The organism is Kribbella deserti (assembly GCF_042434725.1).
GTDB lineage: Bacteria > Actinomycetota > Actinomycetes > Propionibacteriales > Kribbellaceae > Kribbella > Kribbella deserti.
Genome location: NZ_JBHLTC010000024.1, coordinates 16762 through 39497 on the forward strand (window position 1 = coordinate 16762; position 22736 = coordinate 39497).

The 22736-nt window shown below is 68.9% G+C and carries 18 protein-coding genes and 1 pseudogene; 10 read left to right on the forward strand and 9 right to left on the reverse strand.

Annotated elements, in window-relative coordinates; translation table 11 throughout:
• Window positions 1–43 precede the first annotated feature (43 nt).
• A complete protein-coding gene (locus ACFFGN_RS19905) occupies window positions 44–3520 on the reverse strand; it encodes a hypothetical protein (protein ID WP_380049715.1) in 3477 nt (1158 codons plus the stop codon).
• A 103-nt stretch (window positions 3521–3623) separates the two neighbouring features.
• Window positions 3624–4091, reverse strand: a complete 468-nt coding sequence (locus ACFFGN_RS19910) for a hypothetical protein (protein ID WP_380049717.1) — start codon at window positions 4089–4091, stop codon at window positions 3624–3626.
• Between the two features lie 76 nt (window positions 4092–4167).
• On the opposite strand from ACFFGN_RS19910, the gene ACFFGN_RS19915 reads away from it, so the two are divergent.
• The 5 genes and pseudogenes from ACFFGN_RS19915 to ACFFGN_RS19935 all read left to right on the forward strand — a co-directional run bounded on the left by ACFFGN_RS19915 (window position 4168) and on the right by ACFFGN_RS19935 (window position 7625).
• Entirely contained in the window at window positions 4168–5235 is a 1068-nt protein-coding gene (locus ACFFGN_RS19915) for an alpha/beta hydrolase family protein (RefSeq protein WP_380049719.1), read from the forward strand.
• 122 nt (window positions 5236–5357) lie between these two features.
• Window positions 5358–6017, forward strand: coding sequence for a hypothetical protein (locus ACFFGN_RS19920; RefSeq protein ID WP_380049721.1), 660 nt, complete (start codon window positions 5358–5360; stop codon window positions 6015–6017).
• Between the two features lie 238 nt (window positions 6018–6255).
• Window positions 6256–6720 (forward strand): SRPBCC family protein, encoded by a 465-nt coding sequence (locus ACFFGN_RS19925; RefSeq protein ID WP_380049723.1) that lies wholly within the window; start codon window positions 6256–6258, stop codon window positions 6718–6720.
• Between the two features lie 134 nt (window positions 6721–6854).
• Window positions 6855–7276: pseudogene (locus ACFFGN_RS19930) on the forward strand (FBP domain-containing protein).
• An 85-nt stretch (window positions 7277–7361) separates the two neighbouring features.
• Window positions 7362–7625: a hypothetical protein gene (locus tag ACFFGN_RS19935; RefSeq protein ID WP_380049725.1), complete on the forward strand. Its 264-nt coding sequence runs from the start codon at window positions 7362–7364 to the stop codon at window positions 7623–7625.
• A gap of 20 nt (window positions 7626–7645) precedes the next feature.
• On the opposite strand, the gene ACFFGN_RS19940 is transcribed toward ACFFGN_RS19935, so the two are convergent.
• Both ACFFGN_RS19940 and ACFFGN_RS19945 read right to left on the reverse strand, forming a co-directional pair.
• Complete coding sequence (locus tag ACFFGN_RS19940; protein WP_380049727.1) at window positions 7646–8872, reverse strand: exonuclease domain-containing protein; 1227 nt, start codon at window positions 8870–8872, stop codon at window positions 7646–7648.
• A 93-nt stretch (window positions 8873–8965) separates the two neighbouring features.
• Entirely contained in the window at window positions 8966–9601 is a 636-nt protein-coding gene (locus tag ACFFGN_RS19945) for a hypothetical protein (RefSeq protein ID WP_380049730.1), read from the reverse strand.
• A gap of 18 nt (window positions 9602–9619) precedes the next feature.
• On the opposite strand from ACFFGN_RS19945, the gene ACFFGN_RS19950 reads away from it, so the two are divergent.
• Window positions 9620–9769 (forward strand): hypothetical protein, encoded by a 150-nt coding sequence (locus ACFFGN_RS19950; RefSeq protein ID WP_380049732.1) that lies wholly within the window; start codon window positions 9620–9622, stop codon window positions 9767–9769.
• 11 nt (window positions 9770–9780) lie between these two features.
• Here the strand turns inward: ACFFGN_RS19950 and ACFFGN_RS19955 are convergent, their stop codons facing one another.
• Window positions 9781–10272, reverse strand: coding sequence for a metallophosphoesterase family protein (locus tag ACFFGN_RS19955; protein WP_380049735.1), 492 nt, complete (start codon window positions 10270–10272; stop codon window positions 9781–9783).
• A gap of 101 nt (window positions 10273–10373) precedes the next feature.
• On the opposite strand from ACFFGN_RS19955, the gene ACFFGN_RS19960 reads away from it, so the two are divergent.
• The gene (locus ACFFGN_RS19960; RefSeq protein WP_380049738.1) at window positions 10374–11042 is read left to right on the forward strand and encodes a DUF6308 family protein; all 669 of its coding nucleotides are present in this window, start codon (window positions 10374–10376) and stop codon (window positions 11040–11042) included.
• Here the strand turns inward: ACFFGN_RS19960 and ACFFGN_RS19965 are convergent.
• Window positions 11039–12025 carry an NAD-dependent epimerase/dehydratase family protein gene (locus tag ACFFGN_RS19965; protein WP_380049740.1) on the reverse strand — a complete coding sequence of 329 codons (987 nt, stop codon included), beginning with the start codon at window positions 12023–12025 and terminating at the stop codon, window positions 11039–11041. The genes ACFFGN_RS19960 and ACFFGN_RS19965 overlap by 4 nt on opposite strands.
• A gap of 174 nt (window positions 12026–12199) precedes the next feature.
• Between ACFFGN_RS19965 and ACFFGN_RS19970 the strand changes: the two genes are divergently transcribed.
• Window positions 12200–12517 carry a hypothetical protein gene (locus ACFFGN_RS19970; protein ID WP_380049743.1) on the forward strand — a complete coding sequence of 106 codons (318 nt, stop codon included), beginning with the start codon at window positions 12200–12202 and terminating at the stop codon, window positions 12515–12517.
• A gap of 65 nt (window positions 12518–12582) precedes the next feature.
• Here ACFFGN_RS19970 and ACFFGN_RS19975 read toward each other — a convergent pair whose 3' ends face one another.
• A complete protein-coding gene (locus tag ACFFGN_RS19975; protein ID WP_380049746.1) occupies window positions 12583–12912 on the reverse strand; it encodes a hypothetical protein in 330 nt (109 codons plus the stop codon).
• Between the two features lie 301 nt (window positions 12913–13213).
• On the opposite strand from ACFFGN_RS19975, the gene ACFFGN_RS19980 reads away from it, so the two are divergent.
• Together ACFFGN_RS19980 and ACFFGN_RS19985 are read left to right on the forward strand one after the other, a co-directional pair.
• Entirely contained in the window at window positions 13214–16198 is a 2985-nt protein-coding gene (locus tag ACFFGN_RS19980; RefSeq protein ID WP_380049748.1) for a PD-(D/E)XK nuclease family protein, read from the forward strand.
• On the forward strand, window positions 16191–19475 hold the full coding sequence (locus tag ACFFGN_RS19985; protein ID WP_380049751.1) for a UvrD-helicase domain-containing protein: 3285 nt from the start codon (window positions 16191–16193) through the stop codon (window positions 19473–19475). The genes ACFFGN_RS19980 and ACFFGN_RS19985 overlap by 8 nt, the downstream gene beginning before the upstream one ends.
• On the opposite strand, the gene ACFFGN_RS19990 is transcribed toward ACFFGN_RS19985, so the two are convergent.
• Entirely contained in the window at window positions 19441–22023 is a 2583-nt protein-coding gene (locus ACFFGN_RS19990) for a DUF4153 domain-containing protein (protein WP_380049754.1), read from the reverse strand. The genes ACFFGN_RS19985 and ACFFGN_RS19990 overlap by 35 nt on opposite strands.
• Complete coding sequence (locus ACFFGN_RS19995; protein WP_380049757.1) at window positions 22020–22724, reverse strand: response regulator transcription factor; 705 nt, start codon at window positions 22722–22724, stop codon at window positions 22020–22022. Before ACFFGN_RS19995 ends, ACFFGN_RS19990 begins: the two co-directional genes overlap by 4 nt.
• Window positions 22725–22736: the final 12 nt, after the last annotated feature.

Here is a 22736-nt window from a genome sequence, read left to right on the forward strand (position 1 = left end):
GCTCCGGGGCGGCTCGTTCGGTTGAGGTGGCCAAAGGAGGTACCTACTTGCAGGTGATGGCGTTCGCGGTCAGGAGGTCGCGGAGCTCGGTGATGGCCTGGCGGTTGGTATCGGAGGTGAGCTGGGAGCGCATCTCGTTCACCGTGGCGTCGGCCAGCGTCCAGCCTAGTGGTGGCTCCGGACCCGGCTGACCGGCGAGCGTGATGCGGAACCACAACGATGCCGGTGTTCCCGAGGCCGTCGCGATGGACTTGCCGCCGGCGGACAACGGCCGGGTGAAGGCCGCCGCGGCGCTGGATCGGGCGTAGGCCTCGCGGCTGTTCACCTGGCCGAGAGTTGCCTTGACCGGAGCGGTCAGTTCGAGCGGTCGGGCGTCGGCCTGGGACGACTTCGTGCTGGCGGGCGGCGAGTTGTCGATCTGCACGAAGATCGGTACCAGGCAGGAGCCCGTGCTTTTCTCCGAGGCGGCGACGATCGGCTGCAACGCCCGCCACGCGTCGGTCACGGTGCCGGCACCGGAATTGTCGAAGAGCCCACCATCCGCGACGTACGACACGGCCGGCGCGGGCACCAACCCGTCGTCGGAGTCACACCGGTGACGTGCGATCCGGCCGCTCGGCGACACCAGCGGGAATCGGGCCGACAGGTGGGAGGCGGTCGACAACGGCACGTCCTCGGTCGGGCAGAGGTAGTCGACCAACTCGTTGCTGGACGGCAGTACGTCGAGATAGCCGCCGGGTTCGTCGCGTGCGGCGCCACGGTTCACGCCATCGGCCGAGGCGCGGACCTCGCGTCGTACCGGACCGCGGCAGGCGGCGTCGTCCGGTTGGTCGAGGCTGGACCCGGGCGGTGCCACGGCCGGTTGGTAGGCGGCCACCTCACCGGCAGGCAGGGCGAAGTCGACCGCGCTCACGACGAACCGGCAGGCGTCCTCGACGCTCGCGCCGTTCAGCGCCAGGACCGGTGTTCCCCACTGGCCGGTGCCGTGCGTGCTGGTCCACAGGTCACGCAGCCCTCGGGCCATACCGCGATTGGACGGCGGTGACGGGTCGTCGGGGCCGCGCCGCCAGGCCTGTTCCCAGCTGCGCTCGAGCATCTCGGCGCGGTCGGGCCAGTCCCAGGCGAGCAGCGCGTGCGGGAGGTCGGCCGCCAGCATGCGGGCGATGTCCGGCGCCACGAAGTCCCTGCGAAGCGCGTCCTCGACCTGACGTGGCGCCGTACTCGCGGCACCGTCTTGAATCAGATCGGCGCGGCGGGCCGTCCACGCAGCAAGGCCGACGCTACCGCCTGACGCGCCACTGGCCAGGAAGACCGGCAGCGGCGCCTTGGCCTGTTCAGCAAGCCTTTGGTCGTCCGCGCCAGCCTGATGGGCGCATACGTCTGCAGCGTCCGCGACCGGGCCTGGCCCGAACAAGCACTCCATGACCAGGGCAGTCCACACGGCCGCGCGAATCCCGCCACCCTGTGCGCCAACCATCACTACCGGCTGGGCCGCGCCGGACGACTTGTGCGAGTTGAGGAACCCCTGCCAGGCATCAGACAAAGTAGGCGTGGCCATGGTCTGCTGAGCTGGCATCCGGCGAATGTCGTGGTAGCCGCCCGGGTCGAGCGCCGACACCAGCAGGATCCAAGCCAGGAAGAACGCGGCAACGGGGAAACGCTTGAACCTAGCTGCCCGAAGTGCCGGGGCGAGCGCATACCGACTGACCGAGCTCTTGCGGGTTTGAGTGGCCAGTAGACCGATAACCCCGATTACGAGGCTGAACCCGCCAAGCAGGATCGCGACCGTTCCAGCCTTCTCGGCCATGTGGATGCCGACGTACTCGTGCAGGAGGAACAGCCCGGCTACAAACGCGATGAACGTGCAGATCCCCCACAGGCTGGTCCAGAGGCCCGGCCGGACCCGCTGGGTTCGGTAGACCGCCAGGAAGGCGCCGAGCACACAGATCGCGGCGGCCGTCAGAATAGGGGCCATCAGCAACGAAAGGTCCGGATTGTCCCGGATATAGGCGTCCAGCGCGGTCGCCCGGGCGATCAGGCCGACGATCAGCCCGCAGACGGTGGCACCGGCCAGCCGGGCGAGCCGATCACCCCACGCCGCGACCGCCGGGTCGTGCACGGCCGGCTCGGGTCCGGGATCGACGGTACGGCGAATCCGGCCGACGGCGATCTGGCTGCGGAAGCCGGCGCCCTGGCTGGGCGGTGCGGGCAGTCCGTCGAACGCGAGGCCCAGCACCCAGATGGCGATCAGCAGGCCGCCTGCCACGCAAAGACCCCAGCCAAGGCCGATCCAGTTCAGCAGCGCGCCCAGCGCCACCAGGATCAACCCGAGGCCGAGCACAAACGGCTGGGCCGAGGCACCACTGTCCGGGGCCGGCCGTTCGATCGCGTCGTCGGCGGTCAGGCGACGGGTCGCACCGGTCACCGTGCCCGCCAGCACGAAGCAGGCCAGGAACGCCCACAGTCCACGCAGGCCGTCCCAGGCCCGTACGACGTCATCGAGCTGCGCGGCACCGATACCGGTACTGACCAGCAGAACCACGGCAGCGACCACCAGTAGTACGCCGCGCGCCGAGGCGATCGCACGCCGCAGAGCGGTTGCCTTTAGCAACAGAATCGCGGTGACCAGCAACGGCGGGCCGATCATCGCGACGGCCAGCACGACCTTCAGCAGCGACATCAGCGGGCCGATCGCCACCGCACCGATGGCCAGCACCGATCCGGAACCGGCATACGCCCGGTAGAGCGCTACGTTCTCGATCACGTCCACCACGATCAGCAGCAGCAACGCCACTCCCCCGGATGCGATCATCCGGCTTCGGCGGTCCTGTTGTTCGCGCTCGCGTCCCCGCTCCGGCTGGGTCAGACCGGCCGGGATCGGCGCCGCGTTCGTGCGATAGAGCACGACGAGCGCCGCCCCGACCGCCAGGGCGTACAGCACGATGAAGAACATGTCGAGCCGTACCACCGTGGCGGCGATCGCGGCCGGATCGCGCAGCGTGGTGTGGTCGGCGACGTTGCCGGCGTAGGCGGTCCAGCCGGACCGGATAGCCGTCACCGCCGCTGTCACGGCATCGAGGTTCAACGTTCCGGGCAGATCACCGAAGGAGACCTTGAAGCTCAGGGCGCTACCGCTCACCTGGCCGTCGACGTGCATCTGCTGCAAGGCCGAATCGACCCGGCGCATGATGCTCAGCAATGCCCACGCGATAACCATTACCAGGTAACCGATCGCCAGCCGCCACGACCAGCCTCCCGGCTGGATGGGCGCCAAGTCGGCCTCCGGCGAGACTGACGGCTCCACCGGTGGCGCGGGCGGCTCGGGTGGCTCGGCCGCCTGGGCAGGCGTGCTGGACGGCGAGATCCGATCCGCGATCCGGCTGAACAACTTCGTCAACCAGCGCTCCCACACGTACCGGAAGAGCCGCCGCACCGGCGCCAGCACGATCGCCAGTACCAGCTCAACGGTCTTGCCGACCAGCTCGATCGCCTTGAAGACGTCGACCGATTGGACCTTCATGACAGGCCACCCCCTCGTACCGGCACCCCACTGCCGGCACATCCCTGGCATGACGATCTCACCGAGAGTGACAACCGGCAAGACCGCCGGGCTTCGAACCAGGTCAGATCTGGGCGATCCAGGTAACGATCAGGAACACGCCCGCCGCGCACACCACCGCCACGACCGGTGGCACCCAGCGCGCGACCGGTTCGCCGTACAGGTGCTGGATCACGCGGGTGTTCAGTCGCCCGAGCGCCCAGATCAGCGGTACGACGAGCAGGCCGATCGGCACCGCCACGGCCGCGTGCACCGCCCAGGCTCCGGCGCGGGTCGGACCGCCCCAGGTGCCAGGCCCATACGGTCCTGGTTCGACGAAGCCGTAGCAGATGCCGCGCACAACAACCAGGGCCAGCACCAGCAGCAGGAACCACCCGAGCACACCGAGTATCAAGCTCGCGGGTCCGTACACGGCGGCCCGCAGGCGGCGGTCCGGCCGCGTCAAGGCCTTGGCGGTCGCGATGACCGCGGACGGTACGAGCAATACGGCGTCGAGCAGGCCTCTGGCGAGCCTGCGGAGCAAAATGCGCATGCGTCTGACCGTACGGTCAGTCGGGTTCATCGCTGGCTTTCGCTCAGTTTGCGCCGAGGGCGGGCACGATGGGGAAATGACGACCCGACGCCGGTTCTGCTGCTCGTTGGCCCTCATCGGTCTCGGCGCGGCCGCGGGCTGTTCGGGCGACCCGGACACCTCGCCGAGCCCGTCGCCCACCGGGACAGCTAGTCCCAGCCCGAGCCCCAGCAGCATGCCCAGCCCGGCACAGACAACGCCGGCCCCAAGCGCGTCACCGACAGCAAGCCCGGTGAATCCCGTCTCGATGCAGGCGTTGATCCAGAAGAAGTACGACGGCCGAGGGCTGCGACTGGGACGGGTGCTCGACCGGAACGCGGCCTACACCCGATACGCGATCACCTATCTCAGTGGGCGGTTGACCATCTCCGGCGTTCTCAACGTGCCGAACGGCGCCGGCCCGTACCCGGCCGTCGTACTGAACCATGGCTATATCGACCCGGCCATCTACACCACCGGCCGCGGGTTGGCACGGGAACAGGACTATCTGGCCAGGCGCGGTTTCATCGTGTTGCACACCGACTATCGAAACCACGCGGGCTCGTCCGACGACCCGCGCGCCGACCTGAACCTGCGCATCGGGTACGTCGAGGACGTGGTGAACGCGGTGCACGCGGTCAAGGCCGCTCCCAAGGTAGCCCCGAACCGGATCGGCATGCTCGGGCGTTCGATGGGCGGCGGCATCACGTACTCCGTACTGGCGGCCCAACCAGGCTTGATCGACGCGGCCGTGGTGTTCGCGTCGACCAGTTCGGACGCGGCGCAGAACTTCAACCACTTCATTCGGAACGACCGGGGCAACGCGGCGATCACCTCGGCCGTCATCAAGGCCCACGGCAGCCCCGAAGCCCGGCCCGAGTTCTGGCGGAACATGTCGCCGGTGAACTTCTTCGATCGGGTCACCGAGCCGGTGTTGATCCACCACGGCGACTCCGACGACACCTGCCCGATCGCCTGGTCGCGAGCAGCGCACGCGGCGTTGACCCGGGCCGGCAAGCGGTCGGCGTTGCACGTCTACCCGGGCGAGCAGCACGCGTTCGACCGGCTTTGGCCACTCTCGATGCAGCGCACCGTCGCCTTTCTCCGGCAGAACCTGCGGGACTGAAACCTTCCGATCTCCGGCTGTGACTCAGGTCACAGTGACAACGGTCCGTGTGGGGCAGTTACACGGTCTGTGCCGGTGGCGTGGCGGCAGGGCCGCGCCCGACAGGAGGTTCGGAAACCCACATGCGCATTCGAAAGCTGGCGATCACCGCCACGCTGATCTCGGTTCTCGCCCTCACGGGCTGCGGCGGCTCCTCGGACGCCGCGAGCGGTTCGCAGGACCAGGGCTCCAGTAGCAAGTCCGGCCAGAGCGACGGCAAGGACACGACCGGCTCCGGCGAACGCTCGGACGGCGACACCTCGCGGGACGGCTCGGAGCAGCGCACCTCCGGCGATGGCGAGGGTGATGCCAACGCCGACGAAACCCAGCAGAACGTCGGCGAGGACGACTCCGACCCGTCGGTGGTGGCCTATCGCAAGTTCCGCACGGTCGTCGACGCGATGTCGGCCACCGGCGGCAAGGACACCAGCAAGCTGAACACCGTCGCGGTCGGGAGCCTGCTCAAGGAGACCACCGAGCTGGCCAAGTACTACCGCACCCAGAAGGTGCACACCGAGGGCACCACCCGGATCATCTGGGTGAAGAAGATGTCGATCAGCGACACCGCGCTCACCCTGCAGGCCTGCTACGACACCAGCAAGGTCAAGGCGCTCGACGCGAAGGGCAAGAGCGCGCTGAAGCCCGGCGCGCCGAGCCGCTTCCTCGACAACGTGGAAATGCGGCAGGTCAAGGGCAAGTGGTGGCGTGCCAGCGTCAGCCGCACACGCGCGCAGGACTGCTGAGGTTCCGAACGACCAACCCCTGAACGACCCGGTGGCGCCGTCCTCAGTGGGCACACCTCGCGACACCGGGCCAACTCGCAGCGCGGAGAACAGGATCCTCTGTTCTCCGCGCTGTCGGTTTCCGGAACCGGAAACAACGCACCGTGAACCTGCCACGTCACTGAGCTGTCGATAGGCTGCCGCCCGGCGGTCCGCCAACCGGGCCGCACGACGCGTCATCGAGCCCGCGGGAGGACCCGTGTCACCCTTGTCCGGCCCTGGATTCCAGCCCACCGCCGACACCGTCAGCTGGAAGGTGCACTTCCGCTCGGCTCCCAGTGAGGTCTACCGAGCGGTGAGTACGCCGCTCGGGCGGTCCCGGTTCTGGGCCCTCTCGGCCAACCAGACCGACGGCGTGATCCAGTTCGTGCAGTCGGATCAAACCGAATGCACCGGCCGCATCCTCGATGACGTGAAGAACGAGCTGTACTCGGTCGAGTACTTCGGCTGGGTGGTGACGTTCTCTCTCGCCAGCACCGAAGGCACTCCGGGCACGATCCTCACGATGACGTGCACCGGTCTCAAGGAAGCCGAGCGCATGGAGGCCGCGGCCTTCTGGGTGTCGACGTTGCTGCGCATGAAGGCCTCGGTCGACTTCGGGGTGGATCTGCGCACGCTCGATCCGGAACTCACCTGGCAGACCGGGTTCGCCGAGAGCTGCTGAATTCGGTTGCGGACCACCCCGGCGGCTGAAATGGTCAACCGTCACAGGAAACGGGGAAAGGTCCGATGCAGTCACTCACCGCCGACGAGATCCGGCGCAGTTTCGTCAACTCGTCCCGCAGCCAGGTGAAGGCGATGACCCTTCCACGCGACTTCGACGAACTGCCCTGGCCCAGCCTGGACTACCTCGGCTGGCGTGATGCCAAGGCACCCGCGCGCGGCTATCTCGTCGTACCCACCGAGTCCGGTCCGCTCGGCATCGCGGTCAGTACGGCGGCAACGGGTCGTCCCCGGCGCGGGTCCGGATTGTGCGATCTGTGCTATTCGGCGCATCCCGTCACCGACATCTCGTTGTTCGTCGCGCGACGGGCCGGCGCCGCGGCAAACTCGGCAACACCGTCGGCACCTACATCTGCGCGGATCTGGCTTGTTCGCTGTATCTGCGTGGCTTGCGCGAACTCGAACTCCCGCAAGGCGAAACCGCTCCGCCCGAGGAACGGGCCCGCCGGCTGAACGATCGGCTCGGCACATTCGTGCAGCGCGTCCTGCAGTCCTGAAACCGGTTTGGTGGGAAGGGCCGACGGATCGGGGTACTGGCGGCTAATCTAAACGCAGGAGCACCAGCCGAAAGCCGAGGACGCGATGGCCGAGTACAAGATCACCCACGAGATCCACCACGTGAACCCCGACCTCGGAGAGCAGTTGAAGGCGACGACCATCGCCGCGATCAACGAATCCAGCGCTCGCTCGGCCAAGGAAGCCGCCCTGGTGCTGAAGAAGCGCCTGGCCGATATCGGCGTCGACATGAGCGAACCGGCCTGCCTGTCGGCGGTCGAGCGCATCCGCTCCGGCCGCACCCTCACCTTCGAGGTCGAACCCGCGGACGACGAAACCCCCGAGGACTAGCCGGCCGCGCGTTTCTGGGCCTAGCTAGCGGCGCGTTTCTGGCCGAGCAGGCGGCGGAAGTCGTCGACGGCGATGATCGGCACGCCCAGGCGGCGGGCCTCTTTCGCCTTCAGCGACAGGCTGTCCACGTCGGCCGCCACCACGAAGGTGGTCGCCGGCGTGACCACCTCCTCGGGGTGGAAGCCGGCCGCGATCGCGCGCTCGTGCCACTGCTCGCGCGGATCGATCATGTCGCCGGTGAAAACGAGCGTGCTGCCGGCCGGGAAGCCCTGCGAACCTGGCCGGGCCGGTGGCACGTAACGCCCGGCGCTGACCTGGGCCAAGGCCTCGTCCACATCGGTGACGGTATGTCCGAGCATGATCGCCACCCGATCGAGGTCGCGCCGCTCGACCGGACCGGCGTCACGATCGTTCCAGAAGGCGTCCGCCAGGCCGGTGACGTAGAACCGGTGGAGCTCCGTCACCTGGCCGCGGGTCAGCCCGAGCCGGGTCGCGGCCTGGACCAGCTGTTCGGCGCCGTCGGCGGTGATCTCCCGCTCGGACAGCACCCGGTCGAGCAAGGCCAGGTACGAATCGGCTTGTGGTGGTTCCGAAGCGCGTGGCAGTTGATCGACCAGCCGGCTCATCCAGCCATGCCGGCCACCCGCCTGAACCGGGCGGACCACCGGAGCCATCCGGCTCGGCGCCAGCTCGGGCCAGCGGTAGGCCCGAACCTCTTCGTACGCCCATTGCCAAGGTGGCGGCTGGCTGAAGCTCTGCAGGTAATGCACGAACAACCGGGCCGTCGCGCGGGTGTCCGCGAGCGCCGAATGCCAGCCGTCGAGCGGAATTCCGGCCGCGGCACAGCAGGCCCCGAGCGTGCGTTTGGCGCCCGGATGCAAGTACGCCGCGAGGGCCATCGTGCACATCGAGCGGTTGGTCACCAGCGGCGCGTCGATACCGGCCCGGGCGAACTCGGCGCGCAGGAAGTCCAGGTCGAACTCGACGTTGTGGCCCACCACCATCCGCCCGGCGAGCAGGCCGGCCAGCTCGGGTGCGATCGCGACGAAGTCCGGCGCGGCCAGGATGTCGGCCGCGCGAATACCGTGAATGTGCTGCGGGCCGAGATCGCGCTGCGGGTTCAGCAAGGTGACCCACTCGCGCTCGAACCGGCCGAACTCGTCGAGCAGCACCACCGCGACCTCGATCACGCGGTGCCGCTGCTCGGGTGAGAGACCGGTGGTCTCGGTATCGATGACCGCGTACACAAAACCATCATCTGACCCGGCACCGACAGTTTTCGGAACACCGCGCCGAACCTGAGACGAAAGCCACCGAAGCTTCCGTGCTGGCGGGGTAGGTCAGGCCGGAGGAATCGTGACGGCGATCTCGGCGCCCAACGTGGCTCCGAAGGCCAGGCGGAGGTCGTCACCGCTCCAGAAATTGCCCGGGTCGTAGAAGTTCGGGCGGCGGTTCGGCGGCAGCAGACCCATCTCCTCGTAGGTCAGGGCCACCACCTCCGCGCAGTAGGCGGTTTCCAGTTCGAGCTCGCGCTTGCCCCGGCGGAACTGCGGCACGCGGCCACGCAGCCAGCGGCCGGCCAATCGCGCGGTGGAGGGGAACGGCGTTCCGTCCAGGCGGGCGATCGTGCGCAGTACGGCGTCCTCCATCTCGCGATCCACCTCGTGGTCGAGCTGCCGCAACCACGCGCGCTGACCGTACTTGCGGGACCAGACAAGCACCGCGTCGCGCAGGTCGTGCAGTTGCACTCCGCGCTGGTGCTGGCCGGTCCACAGGTCCGGCAGGCTCCGGCCGAGTTCGGCGTGCCACATCAGCGGCGGCAGATCCTCGATCACCACGGCCATACCGACGTGATTGACCGGGCTGTTGGTGGTGAGCTGGATGGCCCGGTCGGCGGGACTGTCACCGCGGAACACCCACACGTCCCCGGTCCGGGTCAGGTCCACCGCTGTGTCGAGGTCGATCCGCGTCTCCATAGGGGCTAATTTAGGCGGATGCGATGGTGGAAAGTGGTAGGCCTGGCCGGGCTCGTCGGAGTCGCCGCGACCGGTGTCGTGGTCGCCCGGGCGGAACGCCGCCGGCGCGCGTACAGCCCGGACGAGATCCGCGATCGCCTTCGCGCCCGCGCCGCCGAAGCCTCCTGACGGCTGCCCGGTTACAGCGTGTGCAGGGTGACCGAGGACAACCGGCCTTCGGCTAGTTCGACCGTCAGATAGGTGTGGTGCGGCTGGCGCCGGCGATCCGTGGGGGAACCCGGGTTGAGCAGCCGAAGGCCCTTCGGCGTGGTGGTGTCCCACGGGATGTGGCTGTGCCCGAACACCAGCACGTCCAGATCGGGATAGTCCCGGTCGCAACGCTCTTCGCGGCCCTTGGCCTGGCCGGTCTCGTGCACGATGCCGAAGCGGACACCGTCCAGTTCGACGCGGTTGACCTCGGGCAGGCGCTCGCGTAGCTCGGGACCGTCGTTGTTGCCGTAGCAGCCGAACACCCGCTTGGCCCGGCGCTCCAGCTCGTCCAGGTGGTCCACGCTGACCCAGTCGCCCGCGTGGATCACCGCGTCGGCCGCCTCGATCGCCTGCCACAACGCGGGCGGCAGGTCCCTCGCGCGCTTGGGCAGGTGCGTGTCCGAGACCAGTACGAGACGCATCCGCGATCCTCCTCTATCGTTGCCTCAAGCAACTGTTTGTAACACCTCGGCCGCCGTGCCGATAGGTAGACAGTACGGGTGGCAACGAGAGGTGGAGAGTCATGCGGATCGGCGATCAGGTCATCACGACCGGACGTGCCCTGGAGATTCTCCAGGAGTACTCGGGCCGCTTCCCGGACACCATCCGGTACTTCGACGGCGTTGTCGCCTGTGGCCGGCAGCCGGTTCAGGCTCCGCATCACGTGACGATGGCCGATCTGGGCCGGCTCGTGGTGATGAACACCAACTTGCGCTCAAACGATGTACCACGGCTGCTGGCGGTGGACGCCCGCGCCGAGTTCTCCGCCGTACCGGTGGATGCCCGGCTCGAGGACGCGGCGCCTGGCTCGGACCTGCTGGCGGCGGCTACGCGGCTGTACGACCGGTTCGGCCTCGGCGATGGCACCGAAGACGCGGCGAAGCGGTCGAAGCTGCTGCATCTCAAGCGGCCGCTGCTGGTTCCGGTCTTCGACAGCCACATCGAACGGGTCTACGGCCCGGCGAAGGACCGCATCGGTTCGTATTGGGAGGCGGCGCGTCAGGACTTGCTGCTGGCCGAGAACGTGGCCGCCTTCGACGAACTGGAGGCCGAGCTGCGCAAACCGTTGCAGGAGCCGCCTCGCCGCCACCTGCTCGCGCTCGGCCGGCTGCGCTGGCTCGACATCATCGCGTGGACCCTCGGCGGCGATTCGGAGCACGCGGCTCGCTCGATCGCCACCGCCGGCCGCTAGGACAAGTCGGCGAGCAGGGCGCGCTCGCGTTCTGGGCTGAGGCCGGCCCGGCGGGCGCGGTCGAGGCCTTGCTCGCGCTCCCAGGCGAGCACGTCCGCAACGACCTCGGCGCGCGGGCGATGTTTCAGCCCGGCGGCACGGGCGGCGGCCCCGGTCCGCGACGACCAGCCTTCGTAGCCGGGCTCGACGATCCACATCGCGATCGAGTCCTCGCCCATGTACTGCTCGACTTTGTGCTTCACGAGCCACTCGGCCGGCGCCAGCCGCACCGGCCCGGTATGACCGCCCGTGGCCCGGCACAGCTCGATCCACTCGGCGAACGGGACAGTCGGCCCGACCACGTCGAAGACGCCAGTGGTCCCCTTCTCCGCGTTGTCGAGCAGCCAGCCGGCGAGATCCCGGACGTCGACGACCTGCGTCGCAAGCTCGGGCGTATCCGGCACCAGCATCGGCTCCTCCGGCGCCCGCGCGGCCCGGGCGACCCACGCCCCCGAACGGCCGCTGTGATCCCCCGGCCCGCCGATCAACCCGGGCCGGGCGATCACCAGGCGATCCCCGACAGCGGCGGTCGACGCCTGCTCGCACGCCACCTTGCCCTCGCCGTACAACTCCCGGCCGACCTCATCCACGGTGGCGGGCTCTCGCGTCGCGGCGGACTCATCCGCGCCCGGCGTGTCGAACGCGGCGTATGCATTCACCGACGACACATACGTCCAGTGCCGGGCTCTGGGCGCCAACGCCTCCAGAGCGCCTCGAACCTGGCCTGGCTGCCACGAGACCTCGAACACCGCATCCCAGTCACGATCCAGTACGGCGTCGTAGGCGCCGGGTTGGCTCCGATCGGCCTTGACCAGGGTGGCCCCGTCGGCCACGGCCCCACTGGTCCCTCGGGCGAGACAGGTGACGGCATGACCGCGCGCCAGCGCGTGGGCGGCGATCTCACGACCGAGCCAGGCGGTGCCGCCGAGAATCAGGATGTCCATACCGACCACCCAAGCAGGCGCCACCCCCAAAACCGAAGGCCGTCTGCGATCGGCAGAACCTACCGTGCGTACCCCGCCGGATCCGCCCGGTCATCGCGGCCGGTGAAGCCTTGCCGCCCGCTGGGCCGAAGGCGCACAGTCGAGGAAGCAACCGGCATCCCAGGGGGGATCACCATGGCAGCATTCGTGCAGATCATCGAGTACCAGACGTCCCGGATGGACGAGGTGGCCGATTTGAGTGAGGAGTTCCGCGCGGCCCGGATGGCGGAGAACCAGTCGAGGGAGACCGCCCCGACGCGGATCACGGTGGCGGAGGACCGGGACCGGCCCGGTTACTACCTCAACATCGTGGAGTTCGAGTCGTACGAGGCGGCGATGGAGAACTCGGGTCGTCCGGAGACCGCTGACTTCGCGGCCAAACTGGCCGAGCTGTGTGACGGGCCGCCGAAGTTCTACAACCTCGATGTGGTCCAGCGCATCGACCTGGGCTGAGACGTGGGCCGGCGTCGTAGCAGGGTTGACGCCGGCTTAGGGCCCGCACTCGGTCGAGGCCGGGCTCAGTCGAGATCCGGGCTCTGTCGTGGTTCGGAAGGACCGCCGCCGAGCTTGGGCCACGGTCGCGGCGGTAGATCGGGCCGCGGGCGGGGGATGTCGCCACGCCCGGTGCCGTCGTCGGGATCGAGCCACTGCACGTCGGTGGCGCCCGAGTGACCGTGAATCGCGATCACGGACTCGATGCCGTCCCAGACGGTGGTGGTCGGATAGTCGCCGTACCAGCGCAGGGCCACCGCGCCGTCGGTGAACTGCACGCCCTCGGCCACCGGTCCGGTACCGCTCACTCCGGAGATGTCCTTGTGGCGCAAAAGCCGGAACCTGCGGGCGGTCATCGTCAGACCACCTCCCGCAGGCGTATCGCTGGGTGCCCGAACCACATTCGTCCGCGGCGACGTTTCGGTAGCGGCTCCACTTCGATCACTTCCCCGATGATCTGTCCAGGTGGGCACCTGGAGCTGATGGTCTCGAGGAAGGGACGGGGCCCGGAGAAGTTCATGACGCGAAAACGAACCTTTTCTTTTTGGCTTTCGCCGACCATATAACCCTCCGGGCCGCCTGGGGACCACCAGAGCGAAAACTGTCGGTGGCAGCCAGTAGCCTCGGCTCTGTTCGCTACCGGAATCGGGGGGCGCCATGGCCATCCGCGTCGAGACCACGCCGTACGGCGCGGCCGCGCTCGGCTGCCTGCGCGAGGTGGTCGCCGGGATCAAGAGCGACGATCCGATGACGCCCGTGACGCTGCTGCTGCCGAGCAATACCGCGGGCCTGGTCGCCCGCCGCCACCTCGCCGCGGAGCTGGGCAGCGTGGCGGGCCTGTTCCTGGCGACGGTGCCGCGCCTGGCCGAGCAGCTCGCCGCGGCCGGTCTCGCGCCACGCCGCCCGGCGACCCGTTCCGTGGTGGCCGCCACCTGGCGAACCGTGCTGTCCAAGGACCCGGGCGTGTTCGCCGCGGTGGCCGATCATCCCGCCACGATCCAGGCCCTTGCCGCCGCTCACCAGGAGCTGTGCGATCTCAGCGCCGAGGCGCTGGCGGCCGTCGGCGCGGCGTCCGGGCTCGGGCCCGATCTGGTCCGGCTGCACCGGGAGGTCACCAACAGCCTCGCCCCGGAGTGGTATGACGTGACCGCCCTGCTCAAAGCGGCGGCCGATCGCGCCCGGCGGGAGCCGGCGGCAGTGACCGAGCTCGGCGCCCTGGTGTTGTACCTGCCGCAGGAGCTGACTCAGGCCGAGGCCGGTTTCGTGCAGGCCTTGACCGGCGCCGCCGAGCTGACCGTGATCACCGGATTGACCGATGTCCGGCGTGCCGATCGCACGGTTCGCCGTTCGCTGGAGCGGATCGGCCTGGAGCCACCGGAGTCGACCAGCCGCAACCGGCCCGTGGCCACCGAGGTGCTGAACGCCTCCGACGCCGACGACGAGGTCCGGTGTGTTGTGCGCGACGTGATCGCCACGCTGGCGACCACCCCGGCGCATCGCATCGCCGTGCTGTACTCCGCCGCCACGCCGTATGCCCGACTGCTGCATGAGCAACTTGCCACCGCCCGCATCGAGGTGAACGGGCCGGGCACGCGCCCGGTGCACGAGCGAGCCGTCGCGCGCACGTTGCTGGAGGTGCTCGCGCTGGTCGATCACGACCTGCCCCGCGCCGAAGTCTTCCGCGCCCTGGCGAACGCGCCGACCCGCGATTTCACCGGCCAGCGCATTCCCGTGCCGAAGTGGGAGCGGTTGTCCCGCGCGGCCGGAGTGATCCGTGGCGACGACTGGGCGGAGCGGCTGGACCGGCTCGGCGAATCGGCCCTTCCGCTGCGGGACTTCGCGGTTGAACTGCGCCGCCGGCTGACCGGAACGGCCTTGCTCACCACCTGGTCGGATCTCGCGACCGAGGTGCTCGATCTCTTCCACGCGTTGCTCGATCTCACCTCCTTGCCGGTCGAAGAGCAGTACGCCGCGATCGCGGTCGAGGGTTCGCTGCGCGGGCTGTCCACGCTGGACGAGCTCGGCACGCCCGCGAGTCTGACCGTGCTCCGCGACGTACTGGACCTCGAGCTGCAGCAATCGCTGCCACGCGTGGGCACGTTCGGCACGGGCGTGCTCGTCGCGCCGATCTCCGCGAGCATCGGCTTGTCGGTCGACACGGTGTATGTGCTCGGCCTCGCGGAGGACCTCTACCCCGGCCGAGTCCACGAGGATGCGCTACTCCCCCACCGCGTGCGCGAGGCGGCCGCGCCCGAGCTGGCCTCCGCGCGGGACCGCCTGGACAAGAAGCACCGCCAGTTGCTCGTCGCCTTCGCCTCGGGATCGAGCCGCGTGGTCGCGTCGTTCCCGCGTGGGGATCTGCGGCGATCCAGCCGTCGCCTGCCGACGCGCTGGCTGCTCGGCACGCTGCGGGAGCTCAGCGGCAACAAGCGCCTGGCCGCGACGGCCTGGGACCAACCGTCGTACGGCGACCGCATGCTCACCTCCGCCTCGTTCGCGGGCTCGCTGATCTCGGCACGGCTGCCCGCCACCGAACAGGAGTGGCGGGTCCGGGGTATCGGCGCCGGGTTCGAACTCGGCGACCAGGTGGTGGACCGGGCCCGGTTGTTGCTCAGGGCAAGGAATAGCGACGCCTTCACCCGGTTCGACGGCAACCTGGCCGGGGTGGCCGGCCTGCCGTCGTTCGCCACCGAGGACCGGGTCGCCTCGCCGACCTCGCTGGAGTCCTACGCCAGTTGCCCGCACTCCTACTTCGTCGAGCGGCTGCTGCAGGTCGAGCCACTTGAACAGCCTGAGGATCTGCTGATCATCTCTCCGATGCAGGTCGGCAACCTGATCCACGACAGCCTGGACGCGTTTGTCACCACCGTCGGCTCCGCGCTGCCCCGCGACGGTGAGCCATGGACGCACGAGCAACGCGCGCTGTTGCTGTCGATCGCCGCCGAGCTGGCCGATCGCTTCGAGGCCGAAGGGCTGACCGGTCATCCACGGCTTTGGCAGCGGGAGAAGCTGCGCATCTACGCCGATCTGCTGTTTCTGCTGGCCGACGACGATCGCTGGCGAGCGGCCCGGCGCGCGTCGGTCGTGGCCAGCGAACTGCGCTTCGGTTTCGACGACGAGCCTCCGGTGGAGATCGTCGTGCCCTCGGGCCGGGTGCGGTTCCGGGGCAGCGCGGACAAGGTCGACATCGGCGCCGACGGCACGATCTACGTGACCGATGTGAAGACCGGTGGCCCGTCGCGCTTCGAGGCCATCGCAACGGACCCGGTCGCCGCCGGAACCAAGCTGCAGCTCCCGGTGTATGCCTATGCCGCCCGGGCCCGGCTTGGTAACGGGCACACGCCGGTCGAGTCCGCGTACTGGTTCGTTCGTCGTGGCGGGGTGCGCATTCCGGTGCCACTCACACCTGAGGTAGAGGCGAGATATGTGGAGACCCTCGACACGATCGTGTCCTCGATCGCGGCGGGCTGGTTCCCGGCGAAGGCGCCCGAGGTGCCCGATTTCCTCTGGGTGCAATGCCCGTACTGCAATCCCGACAGCATCGGGCATGCCGAGGTCCGGGCCCGCTGGGAGCGCAAGCGCTTCGACCCGGTGCTCGAGCGCCTGGTGCGATTGATCGACCCGGGGGTGCTCGATGACTGAGCTGAAACCACCGTTCGCGGATGCCGTCTCGCGGGCGCGGATCAGCGACGACACCGCGACTACTTTGTTCGTAGAGGCCGGCGCGGGTTCGGGTAAAACCCACGCGCTGGTTGATCGCGTCACCACGCTGGTGCTGCGCGACGGCGTACCGCTGCGCTCGATCGCGGCCGTCACGTTCACCGAGAAGGCCGGTGCCGAGTTGCGGGATCGCCTGCGCGTCGAGTTCGAGCAAGCTTGGTATGGCGGCTCCGACGCGGCGGCGGAGGCGCTCGACGATCTCGACTCCGCCGCCATCGCAACGTTGCACTCGTTCGCTCAGCAGTTGCTGCTCGCGCATCCGATCGAGGCCGGCCTGCCGCCGTTGATCGAGGTGCTCGACGAGGTCGGCTCGTCGGTCGCGTTCGAGGAACGCTGGGCCGAACTGCAACGGCAACTGCTCGACGACGAGTCGATCGCCGAACCGCTGCTGCTCGCGATGGCTGTCGGGGTCGAGCTGAAACACGTGCGCTCACTGGCGAAACTCTTCGGCAACGACTGGGACCTGATCGGTGATCGCGTGCTGGTCGAACCACCCGAGCTGGTCGCGATGCCGGATTTGTCGGGCCTGGTCGCGGCCTGTGCGGCAATTGGTGCCCAGGCCGCGGACTGCCGGGATGCGGACGACCGGCTGCTGGCGAAGGTGCTCGCCGTGCAGGAGACCGGCCGGCTGTTGTCGACCGCCTCGGACCAGGAGTCCCAGCTGGCCTTGCTGCATTCGTTCCGCGGGCTGAAGTTCGGCCGGCTTGGCCGCAAGGAGAACTGGCCCGATATCGCGAAGCTGCGGTCCGACTGCTCGACGGTGGTGGAGCTCGCCGTCTCCCTGGTCGACCTGTTGCTTGACGCCTGTCTGCGGCACCTCTCGCACTGGGTGGCGGTCCGCGTGCTGGAGTCGGCCGAGCTGCGCCGGGCGGCGGGCCGGCTGGAGTTTCACGACCTGCTGGTGCTGGCGCGCGATCTGCTGCGCCGCGATCCGGCCGTGCGCGATGCCCTGCAAGAGCGGTACCAGCATCTGCTGCTGGACGAGTTCCAGGACACCGACCCGATCCAGATCGAGCTGGCCGTGCGTATCGCCGCTGGCGCCGCCGCGACCGCCTCGGACTGGCGGGACGTCGAGGTGCCGCCCGGACGGTTGTTCGTGGTGGGCGACCCGAAACAGTCGATCTACCGATTCCGGCGGGCCAACATCGCGACGTACCTGGACGCGCAGGATTCCCTGGGTGAGACGGTGGCGCTGACCACGAACTTCCGCACGGTGCCGCCCATTCTCGACTGGCTGAACGAGGTGTTCTCCCAGCTGATCGAACCAGCCGACGGCGCCCAGCCGTCGTACCAGCCGCTCGATCCCCATCGCGCCGCGTTCAGCGCCGCGCCCAGCCCCGTCGAACGGGAACCACTGGCCACGGTGATCCAGTTCCCCACCGCACCCCGGCCGGGTGGTCCTTCCGTGGTGGTGCTTGGCGCGGAACCGCATCAGGATCTGCCGCGGGCGCAGGCTTCGGTGCTGCGCGAGCGCGAAGCCGCGGATGTGGCCGGGGTGGTTCGGCAGGCCCTGGCCGAGCAATGGCAGGTGTACGACGAACAGGCGGGCGAGTGGCGTCCCGCGGGGCTCGGGGACATCGCCGTACTGGTGCCTGCTCGGACGTCGCTGCCGTACCTGGAGGAAGCGCTCGACGCGGCGGGGATCTCCTACCGGGCCGAGGCCAGTTCGCTCGTCTATCAAACCGCCGAGGTGCGGGATCTACTCGCTTGCGCCCGGGCCATCGCTGATCCGAGCGACCGGCTTTCGCTGGTGACGGCTTTGCGTTCGCCGTTGTTCGGCTGTGGTGATGACGACCTGTTCACCTGGAAACGCGACGGCGGTTCGTTCACGTTGACGGCACCGATCCCGGCGGAACTGGCGGACCATCCCGTCGCCGAGGCGATGGACTGGCTGCGCTCGGCGCATTACGCCGCCCGCTGGCAGACCCCGAGCGAGGTGCTCGGCAAGATCGTGGCCGACCGCCGCATGCTCGAGGTCGCGACCATCGGTCCGCGCTCGCGGGATGCGTGGCGCCGGCTGCGCTTTGTGGTCGATCAGGCCCGCGCCTGGTCCGAGGTCGAGCACGGCGGCCTGCGCGCATATCTCGCCTGGGCCGCGCATCAAGGTGAGGAGGCGTCGCGCGTCGCCGAGGCGGTGCTGCCCGAAACCGATGCGGATGCCGTTCGGGTGATGACGATTCACGCCGCCAAAGGCCTGGAATTCCCGATCGTGGTGCTCTCGGGTATGACCGCCGCACCGAACCGCCAACGCGGCGTCCAGGTTCTCTGGCCGACCGAAGGCGGTTACGCGGTGAAGCTCAAGGCCTCCGTGCAAACCGAGGACTTCGACCTGGTTCAACCGGTGGACGAGCAGATGGACGCCTACGAACGACGCCGCCTGCTGTATGTCGCCGCCACCCGGGCCCGCGACCACCTGGTCGTCTCGTTGCACCGCTCGGGCACTCGCACTCACTCCAGCAACGCCGAACTCTTCGCGGGCGTTGGCGGTGCCACTGCCGCAGGCGCCGTCCAGTTCAACGCCCGAGCTGTCCAGGCGGACGTGGTCCCGGCGGCCCTGACAAAGTGCACTCCGCCGATGCCGCACGACACCTGGACCAACCGCGTGACCGCCGCGAGAACCGCCAGCCGGCGCAAGTCCGCCCAAAGCGCGTCCGGTCTCGAAGGCACCAACGCCGTGGGTGAGCTGGATCCCGCAACAGCCAAGGGAGCAAGGGATCTGGAGCTGCCGCCGTGGTCGAAGGGCCGCTACGGTACGGCGATCGGCCGCGCCGTACATGGCGTGCTCCAGATCGTCGACCTGGGCACGGGCGCGGGTCTGGGCGAGGCGGTTGCCGCGCAATGCGTCGCGGAGGGCGTCACCGAGCACGCCGAAGTCGTCGAGGCGCTGGTCCGTTCCGCCCTCGCGTCGGACGTTGTCCGCCGCGCCGCCGGCCGCGAACACTGGCGCGAGTCGTATGTGGGCGCGGCCCAACCCGACGGTACGGTGCTGGAGGGCTTTGTCGACTTGATCTACCGCGAGGACGACGGCGAGCTGGTCATCGTCGACTACAAGACCGACGCCATACCCGCCGCCGCGCTGGAAGAACGCGTTGCCTACTACGCCCCGCAGCTCAAGGCCTACGCGACGATCATCGATCCCGCCGCCAGCCAGGTGCTGCTCTTCCTTAACCCGACCCAGGCAGTTGCTCGCACCCTCTGACCTGGTCCCAGCTGGAGTTGCGAACGAGAGGGGCGGCGCGGTGGCGGCCGACGTTCCACTCGAGCCAGTCGTCGTTGTTGAGCTTGTGTCCCTTCAGCGCGCAGCCGGCTACGTCGGCCGGAAGGGTGTTCAGCACGGGTACGGCGTCGGCGGAAAGACCTTGTAGGTAAGACCAATCCACCTTGCCGGTTTCGGCGTACCGGTCGAGATTGCGTTGCGCGATCCACGCGTCCGGGTTGATCGCGGCCAGCAGGAGCAAGGCGACGGCACCGCTGAGCAACGCGGCCCGGGGCAACCAGGACGCCCGGAGGGTTATGCCCGCTGCTATCACGCCAAGTACCAGTAGGCCGAGCCAACCCTCGAAGACGTCCACCAGCAGGCGAAGCTGGGTAAAGCCGTAGGCCTCTTGATAGACGTGCATCCGGTAGAGCGCGGAGGCAACCACTACTAGCGTCAGTGCGCACAGCAGGCCCAGGGAGCCCCTCAGCCAGGCCCGATCGGCCGAGGTAGTGCGAGGCGCCTTGCGAGCGGCAGCCCACACCACGAGCAACGTAAGCGCGGTAGCCACCGTGAGCTGGCCGAAGCCCTGGTGGACGTATTCGGCGTAGGTAAGGCCAGTGATCCGCTCAAGGTAGTCGTGCCCACCGAAGTTGACCGTGGCTTGTGCAGCAAGGAAAACCAGGAAGACGCCGTCAACCAGCAGGACCGGCGCGAGCCACTCGTAGCGATGTGCGACGGGCCGCACCGGCCCACGGCCCTGCTCCACGTTTGGCGGGTTCAACGCGAGGTACGTCGCTGCCAGCACAACGCCGCCGACCGCTACGGTGATGAACGACCGCAGCACGATCGAGTCGAAGTCCAAGTCCGGAACGAGCACACCCGCCCACTTGGCGAAGACCGCGTCGGCCGAGGCGAACAGCAGGCTGAAAACGAGAACCGCCAGCAGCGACCAGACGACCGTACGAAGCGCGGCCGCGCTCTTGCCCAACCCGGTGATCGCCCGCACCGAACGGCCCAGCCAGGGAAGCCCACGCAATCCGGCAAGCGGTAAAGCGAGACCGGAAAGCACGAAGGCGGGCAGGGTCCGGCCGTTCACCAGTCCAGCCACGCAGATCACTCCCGCGGCCAGAATGCACAGGACCACGATCCAGTCCGCATCTCGCACGACCACCGTCGACGTCAGCAGAACGCACAAGACGGCGCACGCCTGGGTGAAGCGCGAGCGGCGGTTGGCGCTGAACGCGAGGATCACGCCGCCGGCCGCGAGCAGTACCACGAACATGCCGATCCCGCCGTCCCGGAACGGCAACACGATGGCGGCCAGCAGACCGACCGCGAGACTGCCGAGTACGGCGCGAACGTTGCCGGGCAGACCGGCACCAGGCCAGAACTTGCCGAACAGCGCGTCGATCGCCGACTCCTGCGCCCTCGGGCCCGCCACAGGCGCAGCGGGTGCGGCAGGGGTGGGACTGTCGACCGGGTTCGTGGTCATGACTGATTCCTGGGCCTTCCTTGGTTCATGAATTGATTCGTGAGTTGGTTGCCGTGGTTCCTGCGGGAGCTCGACCCGGACAAGCGCGCCGCGAGTGTCCGGACCGGGGTCGACGAAGTGGATCGTGCCGCCGTGCAGGTCGGTCACCCAGCGCGCGATGGCGAGCCCCAGACCGGTACCGCCACCGCCTTCGGAGTCCGCCAACGTGCCGAACCGCTCGAACACGCGATCCCGATCGGCCGCGGGAACACCCGGCCCTTCATCGGCGACCTCAAGCCGCCAGCCGGGGCCGGTATCGAGCGCGGTGATCCGGACGACGCCACCGGCAGGGCTGTGCCGCGAGGCGTTGTCGAGCAGGTTGCCGACCAGCTGATGCAGCCGGGCCGGATCCGCCGGCACGGTCAGATCCTCCGGCGTGACACGGACGTCGTACCGCACGTGGCGACCGGTCACCCGGGCCTCCGCGACAGCCCGTTCCAGCAGTTCCGCCACGGACACCTGGGTCGTGCAGAGTTGCACCTCGCCCGCGTCCACTCGGGCGAGATCGAGCAGGTCGGACGCCAGGGCGGAAAGCCGTTCGGCCTGATCGAGGGCCGTCCGTAGCGCGACGGGATCGGGCTCCGCCACGCCGTCCACCAGGTTCTCCAGTACGGCGCACAACGCGGCGAGTGGCGTCCGCAGTTCGTGACTCACGTTCGCGACGAGTTCGCGGCGCTGGCGATCGACGGCGGCCAGGTCCTCGGCCATCCGGTTGAACGCCCGGGCCAGCTCGCCCACCTCGTCCACCGACGTCGCGGTGACCCGGCCGGAGTAGTCGCCTCGGGCCATCTGCCGGGCCGCGGTGGTCATCTCGCGCAGCGGCGAGGTCATTCCGACAGCCAGCAACTGCGTCACGCCAAGGGCCAACGCCACCGTGACTGGAATGCTGAGCCAGAACGACACCCCACCGACGGCACCCACTGCGGCGACAACCGACGCCACGGTCACGCTGATCGCGACCAGCAGGCCAAGCTTGACCTTGACCGACGTGACCTGATCCAGCAACGGGCTGCTCATGCGGCACCTCCCGATTCGAGGGCATAACCGACGCCGTGCACCGTGCGCACGCGATCCGCGCCGATCTTGGCCCGCAGCGCCTTCACGTGACTGTCGACGGTCCTGGTCCCGGAAGCGCCCGGCCAGCCCCAGACCTCGGCGTACAGGTGCTCCCGAGTCAGCACGACGCCCGGATCGGCGGCGAGACAGATCAGCAGGTCGAACTCGGTGGGCGTCAGATGGACCTCGACCTGCTCGACCCAGACCCGGCGGGCAGCCGCGTCGATCCGCAGGTCGCCCAGGTCCATCGTGGTCGTGGTCCGGTTGGCCAGCTCGGCGGCACGGTCGACCCGGCGCAGCAGCGCGCCGACCCGGGCCACGAGTTCGCGCATCCGGAACGGCTTGGTGAGGTAGTCGTCCGCCCCCACACCGAGCCCGACCAGGATGTCGGCCTCGTCGTCGCGCGCGGTGAGCATCAGCACCGGAACCGGCCGCCCGGACTGGATCCGCCGGCACACCTCGTGGCCGTCGAACCCGGGCAGCATCACGTCCAGCACGACCAGGTCCGGCTCGGTCGCCGCGAACTGCTCGACCGCGCCGGGCCCGTCCCAGGCCTGGACCACGTCGTAGCCCGTACCGCGCAGCCGGTCGGTGACCGCCTGGTTGATCACCGGCTCGTCCTCGACCACAAGAATCCTGCGCGCCGTTCCGCTGACTGGCATGTTTTGAGACTA

Bases quoted from the DNA above. Each gene is read 5' to 3' on its own strand.
- ACFFGN_RS19905 (WP_380049715.1), bottom strand. From the start codon at position 3,520: ATGAAGGTCCAATCGGTCGACGTCTTCAAGGCGATCGAGCTGGTCGGC.
- ACFFGN_RS19910 (WP_380049717.1), bottom strand. From the start codon at position 4,091: ATGCGCATTTTGCTCCGCAGGCTCGCCAGAGGCCTGCTCGACGCCGTA.
- ACFFGN_RS19915 (WP_380049719.1), top strand. From the start codon at position 4,168: ATGACGACCCGACGCCGGTTCTGCTGCTCGTTGGCCCTCATCGGTCTC.
- ACFFGN_RS19920 (WP_380049721.1), top strand. From the start codon at position 5,358: ATGCGCATTCGAAAGCTGGCGATCACCGCCACGCTGATCTCGGTTCTC.
- ACFFGN_RS19935 (WP_380049725.1), top strand. From the start codon at position 7,362: ATGGCCGAGTACAAGATCACCCACGAGATCCACCACGTGAACCCCGAC.
- ACFFGN_RS19945 (WP_380049730.1), bottom strand. From the start codon at position 9,601: ATGGAGACGCGGATCGACCTCGACACAGCGGTGGACCTGACCCGGACC.
- ACFFGN_RS19950 (WP_380049732.1), top strand. From the start codon at position 9,620: ATGCGATGGTGGAAAGTGGTAGGCCTGGCCGGGCTCGTCGGAGTCGCC.
- ACFFGN_RS19955 (WP_380049735.1), bottom strand. From the start codon at position 10,272: ATGCGTCTCGTACTGGTCTCGGACACGCACCTGCCCAAGCGCGCGAGG.
- ACFFGN_RS19960 (WP_380049738.1), top strand. From the start codon at position 10,374: ATGCGGATCGGCGATCAGGTCATCACGACCGGACGTGCCCTGGAGATT.
- ACFFGN_RS19965 (WP_380049740.1), bottom strand. From the start codon at position 12,025: ATGGACATCCTGATTCTCGGCGGCACCGCCTGGCTCGGTCGTGAGATC.
- ACFFGN_RS19970 (WP_380049743.1), top strand. From the start codon at position 12,200: ATGGCAGCATTCGTGCAGATCATCGAGTACCAGACGTCCCGGATGGAC.
- ACFFGN_RS19975 (WP_380049746.1), bottom strand. From the start codon at position 12,912: ATGACCGCCCGCAGGTTCCGGCTTTTGCGCCACAAGGACATCTCCGGA.
- ACFFGN_RS19980 (WP_380049748.1), top strand. From the start codon at position 13,214: ATGGCCATCCGCGTCGAGACCACGCCGTACGGCGCGGCCGCGCTCGGC.
- ACFFGN_RS19985 (WP_380049751.1), top strand. From the start codon at position 16,191: ATGACTGAGCTGAAACCACCGTTCGCGGATGCCGTCTCGCGGGCGCGG.
- ACFFGN_RS19990 (WP_380049754.1), bottom strand. From the start codon at position 22,023: ATGAGCAGCCCGTTGCTGGATCAGGTCACGTCGGTCAAGGTCAAGCTT.
- ACFFGN_RS19995 (WP_380049757.1), bottom strand. From the start codon at position 22,724: ATGCCAGTCAGCGGAACGGCGCGCAGGATTCTTGTGGTCGAGGACGAG.